Source organism: Shewanella sp. P1-14-1, from assembly GCF_001401775.1.
GTDB lineage: Bacteria > Pseudomonadota > Gammaproteobacteria > Enterobacterales > Shewanellaceae > Shewanella > Shewanella japonica.
Genome location: NZ_LKTL01000030.1, coordinates 1 through 20601 on the forward strand (window position 1 = coordinate 1; position 20601 = coordinate 20601).

Annotated in this window: 21 protein-coding genes; 2 read left to right on the plus strand and 19 right to left on the minus strand. The window is 40.4% G+C overall.

The window, feature by feature from the left end:
- Positions 1-139 precede the first annotated feature (139 nt).
- The 8 genes from AN944_RS18300 to AN944_RS18335 all read right to left on the minus strand — a co-directional run bounded on the left by AN944_RS18300 (position 140) and on the right by AN944_RS18335 (position 7725).
- Positions 140-391 (minus strand): hypothetical protein, encoded by a 252-nt coding sequence (locus tag AN944_RS18300; RefSeq protein ID WP_055026093.1) that lies wholly within the window; start codon positions 389-391, stop codon positions 140-142.
- Positions 392-499: 108 nt separating this feature from the next.
- Positions 500-838, minus strand: a complete 339-nt coding sequence (locus tag AN944_RS18305; RefSeq protein ID WP_055026094.1) for a hypothetical protein — start codon at positions 836-838, stop codon at positions 500-502.
- A 423-nt stretch (positions 839-1261) separates the two neighbouring features.
- Positions 1262-2209: an alpha/beta fold hydrolase gene (locus tag AN944_RS18310; protein WP_055026133.1), complete on the minus strand. Its 948-nt coding sequence runs from the start codon at positions 2207-2209 to the stop codon at positions 1262-1264.
- Between the two features lie 121 nt (positions 2210-2330).
- The gene (locus tag AN944_RS18315; RefSeq protein ID WP_055026095.1) at positions 2331-4589 is read right to left on the minus strand and encodes a molybdopterin cofactor-binding domain-containing protein; all 2259 of its coding nucleotides are present in this window, start codon (positions 4587-4589) and stop codon (positions 2331-2333) included.
- A 2-nt stretch (positions 4590-4591) separates the two neighbouring features.
- Entirely contained in the window at positions 4592-5059 is a 468-nt protein-coding gene (locus AN944_RS18320) for a (2Fe-2S)-binding protein (protein WP_055026096.1), read from the minus strand.
- A gap of 3 nt (positions 5060-5062) precedes the next feature.
- Entirely contained in the window at positions 5063-5719 is a 657-nt protein-coding gene (locus AN944_RS18325) for a nucleotidyltransferase family protein (protein ID WP_055026097.1), read from the minus strand.
- Positions 5719-6744: an XdhC family protein gene (locus AN944_RS18330; RefSeq protein WP_055026098.1), complete on the minus strand. Its 1026-nt coding sequence runs from the start codon at positions 6742-6744 to the stop codon at positions 5719-5721. Before AN944_RS18330 ends, AN944_RS18325 begins: the two co-directional genes overlap by 1 nt.
- A 336-nt stretch (positions 6745-7080) precedes the next feature.
- On the minus strand, positions 7081-7725 hold the full coding sequence (locus AN944_RS18335; protein WP_055026099.1) for an MBL fold metallo-hydrolase: 645 nt from the start codon (positions 7723-7725) through the stop codon (positions 7081-7083).
- Positions 7726-8055: 330 nt separating this feature from the next.
- On the opposite strand from AN944_RS18335, the gene AN944_RS18340 reads away from it, so the two are divergent.
- Positions 8056-9354: an alpha/beta fold hydrolase gene (locus tag AN944_RS18340; RefSeq protein WP_055026100.1), complete on the plus strand. Its 1299-nt coding sequence runs from the start codon at positions 8056-8058 to the stop codon at positions 9352-9354.
- 343 nt (positions 9355-9697) lie between these two features.
- Here the strand turns inward: AN944_RS18340 and AN944_RS18345 are convergent, their stop codons facing one another.
- The 5 genes from AN944_RS18345 to AN944_RS18365 form a co-directional block, all read right to left on the minus strand.
- Positions 9698-10192, minus strand: a complete 495-nt coding sequence (locus tag AN944_RS18345; protein ID WP_055026101.1) for a hypothetical protein — start codon at positions 10190-10192, stop codon at positions 9698-9700.
- 222 nt (positions 10193-10414) lie between these two features.
- Positions 10415-11401, minus strand: coding sequence for an HlyD family secretion protein (locus tag AN944_RS18350; RefSeq protein WP_055026102.1), 987 nt, complete (start codon positions 11399-11401; stop codon positions 10415-10417).
- Positions 11401-11853 carry a hypothetical protein gene (locus AN944_RS18355; RefSeq protein WP_055026103.1) on the minus strand — a complete coding sequence of 151 codons (453 nt, stop codon included), beginning with the start codon at positions 11851-11853 and terminating at the stop codon, positions 11401-11403. Before AN944_RS18355 ends, AN944_RS18350 begins: the two co-directional genes overlap by 1 nt.
- 201 nt (positions 11854-12054) lie before the next feature.
- Positions 12055-12933 (minus strand): prohibitin family protein, encoded by an 879-nt coding sequence (locus AN944_RS18360; RefSeq protein ID WP_055026104.1) that lies wholly within the window; start codon positions 12931-12933, stop codon positions 12055-12057.
- 205 nt (positions 12934-13138) lie between these two features.
- On the minus strand, positions 13139-15154 hold the full coding sequence (locus AN944_RS18365; RefSeq protein WP_055026105.1) for a DNA topoisomerase III: 2016 nt from the start codon (positions 15152-15154) through the stop codon (positions 13139-13141).
- 431 nt (positions 15155-15585) lie between these two features.
- On the opposite strand from AN944_RS18365, the gene AN944_RS18370 reads away from it, so the two are divergent.
- Complete coding sequence (locus AN944_RS18370) at positions 15586-15768, plus strand: hypothetical protein (RefSeq protein ID WP_055026106.1); 183 nt, start codon at positions 15586-15588, stop codon at positions 15766-15768.
- Positions 15769-15963: 195 nt separating this feature from the next.
- Here the strand turns inward: AN944_RS18370 and AN944_RS18375 are convergent, their stop codons facing one another.
- The 6 genes from AN944_RS18375 to AN944_RS18400 all read right to left on the minus strand — a co-directional run bounded on the left by AN944_RS18375 (position 15964) and on the right by AN944_RS18400 (position 20572).
- Complete coding sequence (locus tag AN944_RS18375; RefSeq protein WP_055026107.1) at positions 15964-16290, minus strand: hypothetical protein; 327 nt, start codon at positions 16288-16290, stop codon at positions 15964-15966.
- Positions 16291-16405: 115 nt separating this feature from the next.
- On the minus strand, positions 16406-16810 hold the full coding sequence (locus AN944_RS18380; RefSeq protein ID WP_055026108.1) for a VOC family protein: 405 nt from the start codon (positions 16808-16810) through the stop codon (positions 16406-16408).
- A 217-nt stretch (positions 16811-17027) separates the two neighbouring features.
- Positions 17028-17702, minus strand: a complete 675-nt coding sequence (lepB, locus tag AN944_RS18385) for a signal peptidase I (RefSeq protein WP_055026109.1) — start codon at positions 17700-17702, stop codon at positions 17028-17030.
- A 356-nt stretch (positions 17703-18058) separates the two neighbouring features.
- A complete protein-coding gene (locus tag AN944_RS18390; RefSeq protein ID WP_055026110.1) occupies positions 18059-18949 on the minus strand; it encodes a dienelactone hydrolase family protein in 891 nt (296 codons plus the stop codon).
- A gap of 117 nt (positions 18950-19066) precedes the next feature.
- Positions 19067-19312, minus strand: a complete 246-nt coding sequence (locus AN944_RS18395) for a DUF2164 domain-containing protein (RefSeq protein WP_055026111.1) — start codon at positions 19310-19312, stop codon at positions 19067-19069.
- A 192-nt stretch (positions 19313-19504) separates the two neighbouring features.
- Positions 19505-20572, minus strand: coding sequence for a DUF4382 domain-containing protein (locus AN944_RS18400; RefSeq protein ID WP_055026112.1), 1068 nt, complete (start codon positions 20570-20572; stop codon positions 19505-19507).
- Between the last annotated feature and the right edge of the window lie 29 nt (positions 20573-20601).

Here is a 20601-nt window from a genome sequence, read left to right on the forward strand (position 1 = left end):
TGTCGGATTACTATTGCTTGACAAAGGGGAGTCCATGTAGCTTTGCTAAGGGGCAATTGACTGTTGGCTATACTTGCGCGAAGCGCCAAACCAACTGTTAATTGTCCCAGTGAGTTTACGAACGAACTTGAGCAACTTGTTATAAGCCATCTTTAGCACCATGCGTAAACAGTAAAAATTTAGGGGCGTACCCTGTGAATGTTACATGACCTGATATGTAGCCCATTATCAAAATCACAGCTGTGAATAACCAAATAAAATGATCATAGGGTTCTGTGAAAGCAATGAAGATAATCATAGGGACAAGTAAAAGGGTCAATATAAAAATAAAACCAGATAACACTCTAAATGGGGTTCTGACTTTTGCTAATTGTTCCCTCGAAATACTCATACTTACCTTGGCTTATAACGCCGCATTAAGCGGACAAAAATAGTGGGTTAAAATGTGTAGCGAAGCGAAACGTAACCCACTGTTTTTTTGTTCCGTTTAAATGCCTTGTTATGTTTTTTTTGCCAAGTCGAGAGCAACCATTAACTGAACTTGCTTTATACGACTAAGCTCATGCTTATATTCAGAAAGATCAATTTCATCAAATACAGGAGTTACATTGGAATCTTGGCGATCAAGTTCAACCTTTACTAAATAACTTCCATCAATGATGACAAGATATATATCTTCATATTGCTCAGGTATCCAATTTAATACATATGCATTATCAATTGAATGACCTTTAGACTTTAGTGCGAGGCTGAGTTTAGACTCCGATAAAAGACTACGTTTTGATTCTTCCAGCTCAGCTCTGAACTCGTTTTCAACTCTGCTACCAATTAATTTCATAATTCAATTCACAGTAAAACATAACAGCGTATTAGCGAGAATTCCGATAAACACCTTTAGGTACTTTACCAAAACTTGATCACTAGCAGCTCTATTTATTAATAATTTTAATAAGTTAACAGCCACCATCATCTAAATCAATCAGCTTAATTATGGATAAAAACGAGAATTGAGTTAACCAAGAGTTATTTTGGGTCGTTATGTGAATATTCATGATTAAAAATTTAAAATGAGATTTTGGTTACTGACATAAAATAATCATTCACTCAACGCGAAAAGGCGCTCCCAACGGTACTTATACATGATAAAGCCAATCGCCTCTCAATGAGTTAGGAAAGACTGACTTATCTCGTCAATTATGTATGCTAGTGGGCTAACGTCCCTATCTCTAGTATCACAAGCATTAACCGGTTCACATAATGGTTAATGCGCGTTCGTAAACGTGAGAAATGATTCTGCGGTTGCTGATGGCACTTCAACCATAGGCAAGTGCCCCACATCCGTCATAACGGCTAATCTGGCATGTGGAATAACCTGCTTGAGAACAGATGCCCCTGACACATGCAATACTCTATCTTTGTCTCCCCACATTACGAGTACTGGTCCTTTATAATTATTCAAGACCTTATCAAGAGGTAAATCTGGGTGCGGTTCGCCATTTTTCATTCTATGAATTTGTTCAAATATTTTGCTATTTATTGCTATATTCTCACTTACCTGACTTGCTAAATAACGAATAATTGGCGATGGGATGAATGGCGGTTCGACAAATAAAAAATCAAATAACGCTGAGAATTCCGCTTCTGTTTTCGGTAAAACAATGGGGGCTAGTCCCTTCTTAGTCGCAGCAAACATGTCACTGAATTGGGCACCTTCAACTCCAAATGGGCTTATGAGCCACAATTTATCAACAGAGTTTGGATATTGAGCAGCAAAATTTCCTGCAATGTATCCCCCCATAGAACTACCTGCTAAGCTAAATTTTTCTAAGCCAATTGCCGCTGTTATTCGATGTAATCTATCGACCTGAGAAGCAACATCATAGTCTAATGCTATATTCTTTGTGCTATTGCCAAATCCTGGTAAATCAATTGCGATAACATCAAATTGATCGACTAAGTAGCCCGATAAACGATTCCAGTTATCTTTATCTGCGCCAAAACCATGCAGTAAAACTAATTGTGGCCCGCTACCTCCTCGCAGATATTCAATTTCAAGTTCCCCAACCTTAACTCGATTAACGTCTAGGCTAGCCATACTGCGTTCAGTTTTGATTAGGTAATGAAATAATGTCGAAACTGGCGTGACGGTATACAAAAAAACTAAGCTGACACTGAGCCCCAACAATAAAAAAGTGAAACGTTTTTTCATGTAGTCAATTCCTTTTAACATTACAACAAGCCTTCCTTCACGACATTTTATAAAAACTTAAACCATAAAAAGCCCAAGCTAGTTAATAGCTTGGGCGTAAATACGACTATAAATACTTCGTCTACATTTTTAACACTTTACTCAATGGTAAATCGCGATAACGTTTACCAGAGGCTGCAAATATCGCATTGGTTAAACTCGGAGCCACTGGCGGCACGCCGGGTTCACCTACGCCTGCAGGTTTGGCATCTGACTCAACAATAATGGTTTCAATTTCTGGTGACTGACCGATGCGTAGCAGCGGATAGTTATGGAAATTAGATTGCTCGACTTTACCGTCTTTGTAACTAATTTCGCCCATCATTGCGAGGCTTAACCCAAATATAATCGCGCCTTCCGTTTGCGAGTGCACTCTATCTGGGTTCACCACTGTGCCTGCATCAATGGCGGCGATACTCTTCAGAACCTTTAGCTTATCGCCATCCATTTCAACTAATGTGGCGACAGCAACATAACTGACGAAGCTGCGGTGCACGGCAAAACCCCAGCCTTGATTGGCTTTGATTTTAGGCTGTTTAGCCATAGCCTTTTCAACGGCATCAATCACACCTAAATAGCGGCCAATATCAATGGGAAAATCTTCTAGCGTCTCACCATAGTTACCGTATTTCACCACTTGGTTTTCAAGCTTTTCTTGTCGCGGTTTGCCCAATAGCTCACGCCACATGTTAATACAGGGTTTGCCTGCATTAACAGCAAGTTCATCGACAAAGCTGCCGACACCAAAACCATGCTGAATATTACACACTGAGCGCATCCAACCGATACGGGAATGCGCAGTAGCTTTGACTGATTCCAATTGAATTTGGCTTAAATTAAACGGCATATCCGAAAAACCAAGATCTAACTCCCCTGCTGATGGCATATCGACGCCTTCAGCAAAGGTTGAGCTAATTGATGGAAAACCTGTACGGGCAAGTAACGCCGTTGGGGCTTTATTGCCATCTAACTTAGCTTGGTAATGCTGCGCACTAATCGCATGGTAATACCCGTTTTGAATTTCATCTTCACGGCTCCATAACAGCTTTACAGGTTTGGCGATTTTTTGTGATAACCACGCGGCCTCGGCGCTAAAGTCAGGTTTTGATTTTCGGCCAAAACCACCACCTAGTAAAGTGACATTCACTTTAACTTGTTCATCTTTTAAGCCTAAAACGCCAGCGACATTCTTTTGAGTACTTTGCGGCGTTTGGGTCGATGCCCACAACTCACAGCCGTCTTTGGTGACAGATGCTGCAGCCGCTGGCGGCTCCATCATGGCATGGGTTAAATACGGCACGGTATAAACCGCTGACAAGCTATTATCATCGCTCCAATCGGTCACTGAGTCACCTAACTGTCGAATCACAGTCCCTGGCTCACCGACCCGTTTAACAAGCACTGCTAAATCGGCTTCCGAGTCATACTGGCTGTTTGCTGATTCTGTCCATGTGATGTTTAAGGCTTTTCGCCCTTGCAACGCACTCCAGCTATTGGTTGCGATAACGGCAACGCCCCCTAATGGCTGAAATAACGGCGCACCTTTTGATATCGGGATTTGAACCACATCCAACACCCCTGCGATTTGACGGGCGGCGCTATCATCTAAAGTAGCCACATCACTACCTAATACTGGCGGGCGAGTAATTGAGGCGTGCACCATTCCTGCTACTTTGACATCAAAACCATATTCAGCTTTACCGTTAAGCATATCGTCCATATCAACAATCGTGGGCGATTTTCCGATATGGGTAAATTTTGATGCAGGCTTTAATGTGACACTATCAAGTGCGGGTGTTGGCAAAGCGGACGCTGCAATCGCGAGCTCACCAAATGATAAGCTTTTACCATTGGTTTTGTGATGCACTTTACCCGCTTTTGCATACACATCTGATGGAGAGACTTGCCACTGGTTAGCGGCGGCTTGCTCTAACATGCTTCTTGCTGTTGCGCCCATTTGACGCATTTTTTGATAATGCTTACGAATACTGCGGCTGCCATCGGTGTTTTGACTGCCAAACTCTTCATCTGCTAAGCCTTGTACGACAACAATTTGATCCCAATCGGCTTCTAATTCATCGGCTAAAACTTGTGGCACACCTGTTCTGATCCCCTGACCCATTTCTGAGCGGTGACAGGTTAAATACACCTTATTATCTTCGCCAATGGCAATAAAGATATTCAGCTGTGCTTGCTTACCTTGGGCTATTGCCTCTTGAGCGATAGCCATAGGGCTCCAAGCTAAACCTGATGCCCCTAGTGCTAAACCGCCTCCTACTGCACCAAACATCTTTAGCACATTACGGCGACTAATATTCTCTACTGCGGTAAATGTGGTCATGGTTATGCCTCCACTTTACTATTGTCTGCAGCGGTATTGATCGCAGCTTTAATACGGGGATAAGTGCCGCAGCGACAAATATTGCCTGACATCGCATCATCGATTTGCGCGTCAGAAGGTTTGGCTGTGGTACTAAGTAATGCAGCAGCAGACATGAGTTGCCCAGCTTGGCAATAACCACATTGCGGCACATTGTGTTTCTCCCATGCCGCTTTTAACTTGTCAGCTTCAAGTCCTTCAATGGTCGTTACAGACTTACCTGCGGCCTGCTTAATGCTGGTTAAACAACCGCGAACAGGTTTACCATCAACATGCACAGTACAAGCCCCACATAGACCAGCACCGCAACCATATTTAGTACCAGTTAATCCTAAGATATCTCGTAGTGCCCACAATATCGGCATATTCGGATCTGCATCTAAGGTGAAGCTCTTTCCATTAATTTCAAGTGTTTGCATCTCTTGTGACATCACTTACTCCTTGTTAGCCAACCACCAATTAAGATCGGCTTTAGTATCAATATCAATGGCGGCTTGCTCTAACGGTAGTACTGCCAAGCTTTGATTTGATAAATGTTGTAGTAATAATTTTTTAGCACCAGCATCACCTGGTAATTGTTGTAGTTGTTGAAAATCTTCAGACAAAAATATCGCAGGTACTCCAGGGTTTTGTTGGTAATACGCTGCTGTGGTTTGACCAAAAAGGCAAAACACACGAAAAAGGCTCATATAGTGTTGTTGAGTGATAGCAACTTGATCTGCCAGCGATAGCAATAAAGCATCGGCATGTTGTGCTTGGGCATATTCCGCCGCCATCGCAACTGAACTGCCAATACCTGTCTGCCAATCTGGGTTGACTAGGTACTCAGTGTTACTTGGTAATAAAGGAAGCAAAGTATCTTTATGACCACCGAGCATCACAACTGGTTTATCCATGCCCATCTGCTCAGTTGCTTGCGTCAGTTCATCTAAGCTATGAGCTAGCAAACTTTGGTTTTTAGCCTTGATATCAGGATCGTTCACTTCTGGACCTGACACCAAAGCAGCCAGCTTAGCGCCATCAAATCGGCGGCTTTGTCCTGCCGCTAGCATCACTGTGGTAATTTTGGGAATAGAAGACAAAAAAGTCATCAGTCCATCACCCTATCGAGTCTAATGACATCATCTTGTTGCGCAAAATGATGATGAAGTACTCCATGACACTGAGATAAAATACTCAAAGCGACTGAGCTCGGTAGCTCGCCACCTATCGCTAATCCGGCTGGTGCTGAGATAAATCCACTAAAATCTTGTGGGCGTAAACCTGCCATGGCAAACACTTTGTCACGTCGATGACCAGGTCCAAGTAATGCAATATATCTGATTGCCGTCGGCTGTAACGCCGTTAATGCGTCGCTATCGAGCTCAAGGTTATGGTTCATCACAACGGCAGCATCTAAGTGAGAAAAATCACTCTGCTGGCATTGTGTTAATGGGGTTTTATTAATTTTGGCGGTTGGAAAGTCATAACTTCTTGCATAGGCCGTACGGCTATCAAATACGGTAACTTTCCAGTCTAACTGATTTGCCATGGCTGCTAATGGTTGCGCATCTAATCCACCACCAAAAATGCCAAGATGAAAAGGTGCTCTAACTGGCACTTGTAGAAGTTCACCTTGCTCGTTTGTTATTTGGGTTGTTTTAGTTAACGAAGAGGATTGTAACTGCACTGCAGGAATAAACTTCCCTCGAGTATTTGCGGCATGGGAACCGTCGTCATTCAGTGATAATTGATAATAGCCCTGTTGGCCGACAGTGAGTTGCTGATGTAGCTCATGCAAACCTAGGTATTGGTTATCAGCCAGTAAAGGAACCATCATAATGTGCACAATGCCGCCACAGCCTAACTGATAGCTGGTGTCATTTTCATCGGTAGCATCATAGGTAAGTTGCAATACTTGTTGTGATTGAATCGCATGTTGGGCATGACGACGTAAATCAGCTTCTAAACATCCACCGCTGAGCATTCCTAATGTTTTACCCAAAGGATCGAATAACATCATTGCCCCAGGCTTACGGTAAGATGAACCTTCAACAGAGGTAATAATGGCTAATGCCCAATCTAATTGCGGCTTTTCAGCCCAAGTATCTAACAATGATAATAAGTGATGTGCCATAAATCCTTGCCTATCATTTTAATTCCTTTTCGCACTTATTGCGCTAACCCCAAAAGGGAGCAGGCAGCATAACGCTGCCAAAGCGAACTGACCTTTGCACCTCAAGTCATTGGATATAGACAAACGAAAATGAGAATACTGCAAAGCGAGTCTGTATAAGCTAACAAAGGATAGGCATAAAGCAAAGATTAGTAACGCCTAATAAAAATACCGTTAACGATTTAGTCGGCGTATTACCAGCAAGACGGGGCTCTTGCTGGCTTATGAAGTAGAAGTAAAAGCGTAATAAAATGTAACAATAACCGAATCAATGACCCATTAATTATTGATAACGGTTTAACCAAGCAGCTGATCTGCTACAAACGGGTTATGCTGACGTTCTTCTTCAAATGTTGACATCGGCCCATGGCCCGGAATAAAGCTGACCTTATCGCCCAATAGCCAAAGCTTTTGAGTAATTGAATGAATTAATTGCTTATGGTCAGATTGCGGAAAATCAGTGCGACCAATAGAGCTTCTAAATAACACATCGCCAACCCAAGCTAAATGCGACTCAGCAGAGTGAAATACAATATGGCCAGGTGTATGGCCGGGACAATGCAATACCGATAAGGTTTGTTCGCCAATTGTCACCTTATCACCTTCATTCAGGTATTGTGTCGGCTCAAAGGGGTCGATATGCGGAAAACCAAAGTTTTGACTCTGTTTAGCTAGATTATCAAACCAAAACTTGTCGGCACTATGGGGGCCAACAATATCAATATTTAATTGATTAGATAACATTTTGGCGCCGCCAACATGGTCAATATGCCCATGTGTTAATAATATTTTCTCTAAAGTGAGTCCAAGTTTTTCGACTTCAGTGACGATGCGGTCAATGTCACCACCAGGATCAACGACTGCAGCGAGTTTGGTTTTTTCACACCAAATCACACTACAATTTTGCTGGAACGGGGTCACTGGAATGATTTGGTATTTCATGTCTTACATCCTCACTTTAGCAGGCGTTTGCTTTGTCGCTATTATGCGTTAAGTGGCGCAAAAAAGTTTGATCTATCTTTGCAATCAACAAAATAAATTGACGAAAAATGATATTCAAAAGCCACTTGAATTAAATCACTCGGTTATTAACACGTGAAAAGCGATTAAAAGGTCAAATAATCAACAAGTTAAAAACGCTGTAAATGATAACAAACATAAATCAGTAAAAGCGAAAGGTAAATTACTAATATACCCTCAGTTTTTGATTGTGATTGATAGTTAAGCTTTCTACAATACTACCTTTCTCTAGCCTTTATTCACAGGTACAGCATGCAAATGGATAGCATACTTTCAGGTATTGTTTCAAAGAAACATTTTTTCTCGGTTCCCCTCAATTATCAACAACCTGAAGGCGAGAAAATTACTGTATTCGCCCGTGAAATTGTTAGCACTGAAAACCAGCATAAAGACTTACCTTATTTGGTTTATTTTCAAGGTGGGCCAGGCTTTGGCGCTGTAAGACCTGTTGAAAACAGCGGCTGGATTAAACGTGCATTGCAAGAGTTTCGTGTTATTTTACTCGATCAGCGTGGCACTGGCTTATCGACCTTATTAAATCATGTCACCCTGAGCCATTTATCCCCTGAAGCACAAGTTGAATATGTCAGCCAGTTTCGCGCTGACAATATTATTCGGGATGCTGAAACGATTCGATTGCAGCTAACTAACAATACCCAATGGAGTATTTTAGGCCAAAGTTTTGGTGGTTTTTGTGTACTGCAATATTTATCAGCGGCGCCAGATTCAATTAAAGAAGCCTATATTACGGGCGGCATTCCTTCATTAACGCGCCAAGCTGACGATGTCTACCAAGCCACTTATAAGCGAGTGATTAAAAAGAACAATGATTTTTATCGCCGCTTCAGTGACGCTGCCAAACTGACTGCCGAATTAGCTGAATTTATTGAAAACAACAACGTTATATTAGCCACGGGTGAGCAGTTAACGGTTGAGATGCTGCAGTTATTAGGCGTTAACCTTGGTATGGAACAAGGGCCTGAAGCGGTTTATTACTTGTTGGAACAAGCCTTAATCGACACCGCAAACGGTAAACAAATAAACCCGTTATTCTTGCATCAATTTTGCCAATTGTTAGATTTTAACACCAATCCAATTTTTGCTTTAATGCATGAATCAATCTATTGCCAGCAGTTCCATCAACGTGGCGCAAATTGGTCAGCACATCGTGTGCGAGAACAATTTCAGCAATTTAACTATCAAAAAGGTCAACGATTACTCTTTACTGGTGAAATGATTTATCCATGGATGTTTGAACAATTTAATCAGCTTAAGCCTCTTAAAGACTTAGCTGATGCTGTTGCAGCCAAATCTGATTGGACTAATTTATATGACGTCGATATTTTGATGCAAAATACGGTGCCAGTAGCTGCAGCTATTTATAGCGAAGATATGTACGTTGATATGAACTACAGCCTTGAAACAGCGGCATTAGTCGATAACTTACAGTATTGGGTGACTTCGGAATATGAGCATAATGGGATCCGCATCGATGGTGAGCACATTCTAGATAAATTGATTTCATTAAATCGCTCTAAGAGCCTGAGATAAATACTTTTAAGCTGAAAGCAGCGTCAGATCACACTATTGAACGCTAAATTAATCTTCAGTTAAGTAAGTGCATCCATACTCAAACCTGTTCCGCCCTTTATGTTGTGAACTAGTGAATTTTATGAGTAGGTTCTTAATGAGCTTACTCATTTTTTTTGCCTTTAATTTATTGAATTTAAAAATAAAGATTATAAAGCAATAGGTTGGATTAACCTTGCACTGTAAACACAAATAAAAAAGCCAAAGCAAACTCAGCTTGCTTTGGCTAATCAGAAAATCCCTTATCTAACTGTCATCAGTTATCAAATCAACTGAGTTGATTTTACTTAGGCAATATCGGTCTTTATGCAGTGGTCTCTGACTCGTTGTCACTTGGCTTATCACGCAATGAAAAGTATATTTTTGACACAATAAATTCAGCAATCAAAATACCAAAGACCAGAACAAAGAACGCAACCAAGCCATCAACAGGCCCCGTAAAGGTAATGGCATCACCAAATGCTAAGTTAATTGCTTCAAGCATGATTATTTTTGAAAAGAACAAAATCGCCCAAGTGCTTAGCGCTCGATAGATTTTAGGTGCAGTTCCTGGCTTACTTTTAAAGTAATCAGCTAGCTTATGTTCAAAAGCAATAGTGAGCTTAAGTAATAATTGCAGCAAAATAGCCACAAGTAATGAAATCGAAAATGATGACACGTTAATGTGTTGCCAAAACTCATCAAGTAAATTCAATACCGTTAAATCGACTAAAACGGCGAGAGTGTAACCCACGAAGTACCGTTGAGGACTATTAAAACCATGTAAGGGTCTTGCTAAAGTTGTTTGCTCTTCAGACATCATAAACCTCTAATATTTAATCAAATAACACCACTTACATCATCCTAACAAGTTGACAACAATCTTCAATCTAAAATTCCGTTTATATTGGGCTATATTGGTTTCTTTTTACTGCAAACTCGAAGCTGATTAATCATTTTGCTATATGTGAACTAAATGAGCCTGCTAACAAATTCGACTCTGTTAGCAGGTTCATAGGACGTCTTTTAGTCTTAATGATGATTAGAATGCGCCAAAATAACTCTTCATGGCTTTTAGTCTTAAGGTTGCTGCACCTAACATGTCAATCGGTCCAAGTAACGAAAAAGGTTTCTCTGTTGATATCCAAGCAGACCCTCGGGCGCCTATTGGAATTTCAATGCCCTCTGGATCAGTAAACTCAATTAGCACTGTGCGGCCAATATTTTTAGCGTTACTCACTAACTGCTGTGCTACGCCTTGCTCTTGGCTACTATGACTGCCTCGTGCTTCACCTGTTGCCAATGACACAGAATGGACTCGTCCTCTAAAAATATGGCCTGGATACGCATCGACATAAAACTCTGTAAACTGACCTTGTTTGACTCTGCTCCATAGCTGATCTGGAATACGCATTTCTAAAATTTTTGTTTCAGTATTCCACAGTTGGATGTTACCAACCCTTGAGCCTGCAGCGGTATCAAGACGGGTGACTGCACCATCAAATGGAGCTCTAATTTCAAGTTGGCTTGCTTCGAATTCCACTTGTTGTTTTTGAGCAACTAAAGACTCTCGATCAAATTTCAAAGCATTCAGTCTTGACTGATACTGGTCAATATCGCGCTTAGCAACTACGTGTTCAACTTGCGTTAATCTAGCTAAATCTTGCTCAGTTTGGCTGATTTCAGTATTTAAACTGTTAATTTCAGCCTCTATTTTGCGCAAGTTATTCGTTTCTTCATTGTTGACCAATGTATAAAGCAACTGACCTTTTTTAACCTTCTGATTATGCTGCACATAATATTGGTCAATCGACTCTGTAATTGGGCTTAACACTGCCGTTTGCGCCCGAACAACCGATGAGTCAGTTAAGTCTACTGGTGAATAAAAGCGATGCGCAAAAAACACTGCAAGGTTAATAAGCACACCTACCACCACCATTGAAATGTAGTTAGCTGTGGTTTTTTTCACTAAACCGGTTTTTATTAAAATCCAGCAAATTAAAATGTATGGGTAAAGTAATTCTTTCATTATGCTTGTCTCGCTTTTATTACTGCAGAAATTTTCTTCCAATCTGTCACCACGATAAGGATGGCCGCTATCCATAACTCGTTATAAAAAAAGCCGATCGTACATAGCCAGAACACTAACTTGGCTTGCCCTGTATGTGCCGCATATTTTTTAGGCAGTGAGTGCAATTTCCAATACCCCCAAATCGCTAAGCAAATTGTCACTATTAACATCATTGTTAATGCGCCAATAAAGACTTCAGTGTCTAAGAACTTGTCTTTAAGTGCCGATGTTGTTGTCCAGTAATCAGCTGGAATATCTTGATGATGGACAGTAAAGCCACTGGCCAAAAATACCGAACCAAGAGCCACTGTGATTAATGCCAATAAGATAAAAAACTTAGCTTTATGACGAGCAAAAAAGCCGTTAGCTGACTGAGTGTTAGGATGCGTTGTAGTAACTGTATCTGTCATAACCTGCCTTAACGTAATGTGAATGAATCATCGGGTATGGCAGAAATTATAGGGAGTGCTCGCGCGCTAAACTTACCATTATACGCCACGGTTTTTTACTTGATAAAATCGGTCGCAATACATTGGAGCAAAAAAAAGCGCAATAGTAAGACTATTGCGCTTATCGATTGTAGCTATTGGCTATTCAGGACTGAGCTGGATTTAATTACTTTTAGTCTCACGAATATCCATAATAGGCATGACCCCCTCACCCATCATGGTGCTAGGCAACTTACCATCCCATGCTTGGGCTTCTGTTAACTTCACAATTAGTGGATTGTTTTTAAGAGCTTTCGCCTTTGCTTCAATGGCTTGTGCTTCTGCTTTACCTCTTAACAGAATTGATTGCGCCTCAGCTTCGGCTATTTTTAAAATACCTTTTGCTTTAGCATCTGCGGTATTCACCGCACGTAATGCTTCTAGACGCTGTCTTTCAAGCTTATGCTCTTCAGCTGCAGCTAAGTTCTTCTCAGTTTGTTTAATCTCAATCGAGTTAATGTATTTTTGCGGAAGAATAATATTCTCGATTTGAATGTTATCTACAACCACTGGGAAGTTTGCCATTTCTTCTGATAAACGACGCTCAATCCCTTGTATTGCACTGGCCCTATCTTGAATTAACTGCTCAGCTTCAAACTGTGGGATCGTATCTTTGGTCGCAGAACGAAAACGAGGATCTAAAATACGCTGTTCAAATTGACTTAAGCCGCCATAACTTTTAAACAAATCTAAAGCGGCTTCTTTATTGACAGTCCAGTTAACCGATACTTCGATGGTTACAGGCATTTGCTCTTTAGTGCTTGAAGCCATTTTTTCTGCATTTTTACGGGTTCTAACTTCAATGACTTCGACAGTTTCAATAAATGGGATTTTAAAATGTAATCCAGGGTTTTGTTGATCCATTGCTTCGCCAAAGCGTTTAACAACCCCTACATGCCCCTCGATAACGATGTAGTAAGAGTTAAAAACTGCAATGATTAATAATAATAAAGGCAAGGCTTTAAATAACGAACCTGTGCTAAAAACATCCTTGATATTCATAAACTTCCTTTTGATTTAATGATGTAGTTAAATTAAAGGCGCTAGATTACCTAAAACAAACAAAATCGCAACATCAAATCAAAAAGAACCTTGTAAAGCTTCTTGTTCACACGCACGTTACTCAGTGACAGTAACGCTATTCGATCAATACTAAGCTAATCACTAGCCATAGCTTTATATTGCTTGGCTTACTCTATAAAACCAATTAACTCGTCGCCTTCTTTGGTGGCCTTTTCTTAGAGGCCGATTTTACACCCGTTGTGGACTTGCGTTTATAACCCGCTTTTGCGCCGCTTCGGCGTTTTTTGTAACCAGGACCTGTCACACCCGCTAAGGCATTAGGTAACTGATTAGCAGCTTGAGTAACCAACTCATTGAGCTGGGTAATTAAAGGAGACATAAATGCATCGTAACGTAATTGCTTTTGGCTAATGGCATCTAAACTACTTTCCCATAATGCGGTCATATCAGGTGTGGTCGCACTTTCTGGTAGTGAATGAACGAGTCCGACTCCGACTTGGGTTGCCACAATTGACTTCCCTTGACGCTGCAAATAACCTCGTTTAAATAATAATTCAATAATGCCTGCACGAGTCGCTTCAGTGCCGAGTCCATCGGTATCTTTAAGGATTTTTTTTACTTCGCTATTGCTCACAAAACGATTAATCCCTGTCATGGCGCCAAGTAATGTCGCATCAGTAAAATGCTTCGGTGGTTGGGTGGTTTTCTCAAGCAGTTCACCACGAGCGCAATGTAATTGCTGACCATTTACGAGCGGAGGTAAGGTGTTGAGTTCCTCTTCATCTTTATGCCCACTTGGGCCATTTATATAACTCATGCTTGTTTTACTCGATTGGCTTGAAGCAAATAGTTGTTTCCACCCCATTGCAGTTTCTTGTTTCGCTTTAGTGGTAAAGAGTCCTCCAGCGATGGTCACTTCCACTTGGGTTTCATCATAAAGATAAGCTGGATAAAACTGGGCTAAATATTGCCTCGCAATGTGCGAGTACAATTTCGCTTCTTTGCTCGATAAAGAGGTTAAATTAGCCATTTTTTCAGTGGGAATGATGGCATGGTGAGCGTCGACTTTTTTATCATCCCAAGCTTTAGATTTAAGCTTAGCATTTGGCGAATCAATTTTTGCAGTTAACGTCGCGTCATTACTGACAATTGCTTTTATCACCTGCGGTGCAAGGCCATGTTGTTCAGCAGGTAAATAACGACTATCTGAGCGCGGATAAGTAATCAGTTTATGGCGCTCGTATAAGCTTTGACAAGTATCTAAGACGTCTTTTGCGCTCATACCGAAACGTTTAGCAGCATCAATTTGCAGTGACGATAAGCTATAGGGCAAAGGTGGATTTTGGCGTTTACTTTTTGCTTCAAGCTTAGTTACTTGTGCAGGCTGATCAGTAATTCGACCAACAACATTTTCAGCTAAGCCCTTTGCTAACACGCGACCTTCTTCATCCATATATGGCTGGCACGCTTCACTTGGCTTCCATTTAGCGGAGAATGATTCATTTTTGTCAGTTAATAAATGCGCAAGTACTTCATAAAAAGGTTTAGGGACAAAATTGGCTATTTCCTCATCACGCCTCACAACTAAACCTAAAACCGGTGTTTGTACTCGGCCAACCGACAATACTCCTTGATAACCCACTTTTTTGCCTTGAATGGTATAGGCTCGGGTCATATTCATGCCGTAAAGCCAATCAGCACGGCTGCGAGCTAATGCTGATGTTGAAAGCGGAACGAACTCTTTATTGCTGCGCATTTGTCCTAGTGCTCTTTTGACAGCACTAGGGTTCAAGTCGCTAATCAGCAAACGTTGGGTTTGGGCAAGTTTGTCGGCTTTTACACCCGCATGTGCTATCACTTCATCAACCAGCAATTGTCCTTCTCTATCTGGATCGCCCGCATTAACAAGACTTGAGGCTTGTTTTATCAATTTTTTAAGGGTGGACAACTGCGAACGCGTTTTAGATTTAGGCTTAAGCTTCCAACTGTCAGGCACAATTGGTAAATGTGCCAATTGCCAGGACTTGTAGGCTGGATCGTAAGCGTCTGGCTCAGCTTGCTCCAGCAAGTGCCCGACACACCAAGAAACATAGTTGCCATTAGCATCCATGATATAACCGTCGCCTTTTTTATGGGGCTTTGGCAATACATCGGCAATAGCGCGACCTAAGCTGGGTTTCTCGGCAATATACAGGATCATTCAATTCAAACCGTTTAAATCAGTTAAGCCTTTTAATGCAGGCTTTTTAATATCATGCTGATACTGTATATAATTACAGTGGGCAATTACAGTAATTATTTAAAGTTTTTTTACTTTATCCATAAAAAATTTAGTTTGGTAATCGTTGGCAATAAATGACGCCTGCACGACAAAATATTACCTTCAAGCATGTTAACGAACTAGAATTGGCGAGTTTTACTGCTTTTTTTGTAGTTTATTTTCATAACCGAAAAATAAAGAATATAAAATCGCCCCAACTGCCATATAATTGACTTTTTATACCACCAAAAACAAACGTTTCATCTAAATTAAGATGATTAAAGCTGAAATAAAGTTGATCTGGATCATCATTGTTAATGAATTCTTGGGATAGGTTTAGTTATCGCAAATTTTGAGCTCAGGAGCCCGTTATGGAATTGAAACAATGTGAGAAGTGTTACACAGACGTCTGCGTTAACGGGAAATGGTTTCATCATGATCATTTGACCACAAGTGCTTACATGTTAAATGGTGGCTCACCAGAAATGGTTGAACTTGCTAAAATGCCAACCACTGAAACTGAGTTAATCGATATGCTAACCAGTACTTTCTGAGTAAAGTTTGCTGATTTTATTCAGCTAAAAGTGGCAACAACGCCCTTTGAATTTTGATAAAAGAGCAGTGCTAACACTGCTTTTTTTATGGCTGCTATTTAAGCCTATAACCAGAGTGTATTTTGGCTTTAGTGCTATTTTAAATGATAAATTAAGTGCTATGTTGTAAAGAACGATGTGCAGCCTATTTATCACCTAATCTGCATTGTCTGCTAGTTGCTTCGCTTTCATAATACGTAGCACTAAAATAACGATAGCAGTAACTGCTGGACTCAATATTGTCAGTGCAGTTTTGGTTGACCATACCGTTATCAGAGCATCGAGATCGTTATGGGATGTGTAATAATCAACAGGGAAATAGAAAATCAACAACCACAATGGTATTGAGCTTAAGACAATATGAAGCATGTACTTGCTGTTAACTTCTCGTTGCTTAGCTTTTTTATTGCACAGATGAATAACACCAACAGTGATAACAGAGAAAACCACTGCCACACCCCATAAAAGAAAAGCAATCACCATTCCCATTCATTACCTCAACAAACGATTAATTAAACTTCACTACTGCATTAAATACAGCTTTTATAACTACTGTTATGACTTCATTAAACTGGCTTATTCGACTTGCTTATTTTGTTTACTTACTCAACTCAAGTAAGTCCCATTTATTGCCGTATAAATCCTGAAACACCACAACAGTGCCATATTCTTCTACCCTAGGTTCCTCATTGAATACCACTTCATTGGCCTGCATTGACTTATAGTCACGCCAAAAGTCGTTAGTTTGAAGAAACAAAAATACCCGACCTCCAGTTTGATTACCCACCGACTGCTTTTGAGTTTCATTGCTGGCTTGGGCTAATAACAAATTGGTGCCATTGCCATTTGGCGGTGACACTAACACCCAACGTTTTCCGCCGCCCAAATCGGTATCTTCGACCAAGGTAAACTGTAGTTTTTGAGTGTAAAAGGCAATAGCGTCATCATAATCGTCAACGACTAATGCAATCATTCCGATTTGCTGCTGAGTAACAGTCGACATGCAATAACCTTTTAATTGAATACGAAATTAGCACTAAGATTGTAAGGGTTTAATTAGAAAAAATCTGATTTATTTTATTGATATAAAACAAGTTAAATTTTTAAAGGTAGGATTAAATTCAGCGAGAAGTAAAAATAAGCCACTCATTAAGGTGTGGCTTATTTCGAATTCATTGGTCAGCAAATAGTAAAGTGCTTTAGTGACAATTTAGCCTCTTTTAGCCACTGACAAGGGAATGGAAAAATCTATCATGCCTAGGTAAATAATAATTATCATAATTAAAAGACATCACAACACGCTTTGTGCGTCCGATGATTTCATTGCGAGGCACAAACCCAATCACACGTGAATCAGCACTGTTATCCCGATTATCACCCAATACAAGATAATACCCGGTTGGCACAGTAACCTCGTTAAACTTTGAGCGTATTGAGCCCATTTTATTCACTCTTATTGAATGTGCCACGCCGAGTAAATCTTCAATCTTATCCTGCCTATCATCTTGATAACGATTACTCTTATAACTAAGATCATGATAATTAATGTTTTGATGGTTAATCACCAATTGATTATTGTTTAACGCTACGGTGTCGCCAGGTACGCCAACGACACGCTTTACCAGTCTATTTCCAGCAGCTTCGGAGTCAAAAATAATGATATCTCCGCGAGCTGGATCGCCTGTTTTATATAAAGAAACATGAGTAAAAGGAATGCGAACATCGTACGCCATTTTGTTTGCAAGAATTCTGTCACCAATTAATATGCTTGGCTTCATTGAGCTTGTAGGCACGGTATACCAATCAGCGACTGCACTTCTAAATACACTCATTAACGCAATAAAAATGAGCAGTGATTTATACTCTTTTAGCAACTTTGCGAATTTGTTTATCATCATAATCCCTTATGTTTAGTGATGAACCTAGTGCTAACGCTAAGCTTGCGGCTTTACGCTTACCGTTTAATGTAATGCACTTTTTGTAATGAACTTTCTGTAATGAACTTTACGTAATAATTTGAGCACTTGGTTAAAGCAATTATAAGGCCACTATTATTTAAGAATAAAATCAGTAATTTAATATTTTTAGGGTTAACTGAAATGAGTAATATCACCACCTTTTAGTCTTTTAACCTAAACAAGTGATACGTCGTAATATGAAAATGAGTTAAACAAACCACTCGTTCAAAATTTTCGCATTAAAAAAGGAAGCCGAAGCTTCCTGTTATTGTGGCACCATCAATAACGAGTCGTTAACTTAATTTCTCTGTAAAAAAGCTAATGGTACGATCCCATGCCAGTTTAGCGTTGGCTTCATCATAGCGACCTGTCGAATCGTTATGAAAACCATGCTTGGCGCCTTTATACATATGCATTTGATAAGGCACTTTATAACGCTTTAAATCAGCTTCGTAATCAGGCCATGATTTATTAACCCGTTCATCTTCTTCACCAAGTTGTACCATTAATGACGCTTTAATATTTTCTCGAAGCTCTTTCTTAGCGGGTGTCCCGTAAAAAGGCACCCCTGCGGTAAGCAAGTCAGATTCGACTGCTGCAAGATAATTGACGATATAGCCGCCGAAACAAAAACCTACCGCGCCTAGTTTTCCATTACTGTTTTCATGAGATTTTAAAAATTTAGCCGCAGCGACAAAATCTTGCTGAATTTTATCTCTGTCCATCGAACGCTGCATTGCGCGGCCTTCGTCATCATTACCAGGATAGCCACCTAATGGATATAAAGCATCTGGCGCAAATGCAATGAAACCTACCTTAGCAAGACGGCGAGCGACATCTTTAACATAAGGATTTAAGCCGCGATTTTCGTGAATCACTAATACAACAGGTAATGGACCCGTTTTATTCGCAGGTACCACAAAATAACCTTGACCTTTACCGTGCCCCTGTGGCGAGTCAAATGTCTCATAAGTCGCTTTAATATCTGCATCATTAAATGATACTTGCTCAGCAAGAGCATAATTAGGTAAAAGCGCAGATGTCAGAACACTCATGGAGTATCCCACAGCGACTAAAGTACCCAGCTTCTTTATGAAGGTTCGACGGTCCATACCACCGTGGGCATATTCATCATACCAATCAAACGCTTCTTGCGGGATATCATTTCTTTGTGGCTGAGACATTGCTTTTCTCCATTTTGGATCTTTTAAGATTGAGTTCCTTTGACTAACCTATGAGAGGAAAAGCACAATGTAAATAGTTTGTCGTACAAATAGTAAATGGCTGATTTATTTGAATAGCTATTTAATATCTTTCTCAATACCGTATATATCTTCATCAATGGTTTCGATACGAGCTTCGAATATTGCCCGGGCATCATGTAAGCCACGATTGTAAAAATGCGCACCAATATTCTTGCCTAAAAAGTCCAATAAAAACTCTGCATCAAACTGTCCTAAATCTTGATCTAGCTCTTCTTCAAAATAGCGTTGAAGCTTGTTAACCATCATTTCACGTTGTTCTGCGGTAAATTCGATTTTGGACATTAAATAGCCTCCATTTAGTGTTAACCGTTAAACCATATATAACGGTTGATACTGTTTTAAAAAGTAATTAATTAAAATTCAGCTAAGTATGACTAATTCCCCTTTAATAGAACAAACTAATTTTCGATTTTCATGACATAAAAAAGAGAAGCTAGGCTTCTCTTTCAAAAGTAATAAGTCATTCATCTGCGACTAAAGCGCCATTGGGAAATCTCTTACAGTTGTTTCATTTTCAACTACCACAACACTCTGTTCATCTGCACTTAAAAAGAACGGCAAAGAACCATCGTCAGGCTCAGCAATGTTGGTATCTTCTGGATCATCGTTTTGTGCTAAACAGGTATAACCTAAACTGTAGGTCTCTGCGCTGACAAAACCAAACTCATATCCATAGCTTTCAACGTCTCCGCTGGCATCAAGAGCTGGATTAACTCTTGCTGAAGCTATTGGCGCGACTTCATCTTCACTGTAGTCAGCGTCTCTGAAGTCAGCCATAGACTCTAGTGCGGTGTCTTTAGGATAAAGGTAAACAGCAGCGTTAAATTCAGAACCACCAGCTGCAGTCTCACAATCAGCCATAGTTTGTTCGCTGATTTGGCCTGAAATTGCGCCCACTTCAACAGTATTAACTAACTGAACAGAAGTCGGCTTTAGGGTCCAATAATCTTTATTACCTTTTGGTCCTTGTAGGCCTTTGGTAAGGTTAAATTCAGCCACAAAATTATTGGTTCCAGCTGCGATGGTGAATGATTTATTGAAGAAAAGTCTGCCAGTATCTTCCTCTTCAGCCTCAACACCACCACATGAGCCATTACTATTAGTGACAAGCCCTTCTACCACGCCACCGACCCATTCATTGGTGTCAGTATCTAGCTCTGCACCAGACAGCACATATGAACTCTCATCTATTGAGACTTCATTGTTTTGCATGTAAATACACATCTGGTATTCGCCAACTGGAATTGACTGTCCGCTAACTAATGTTTCTATTTCAGAGCCTTGTACACTTAATAAATCGACGTGTTGTAAGCCATCTTCTCCAGTGTTTACATCAAATGAAATTGCACCATCGCTATTTTTTAACACGACCTGCTTAAAAGCAATATTAACCACATTCGCTGACGCTGGGTTATCTGAAACACCTAAGCTAAACACACCTTGCTCTGGTGTTGGGTTTGAGTCTGAGTCCGAACCACAACCGACTAATACGCTACTAATTGCGACGGCCAATGCTAGGCGCGAATATTTTTTAATTGTCATCATAAAACCTTATTGGAACATCATTGATG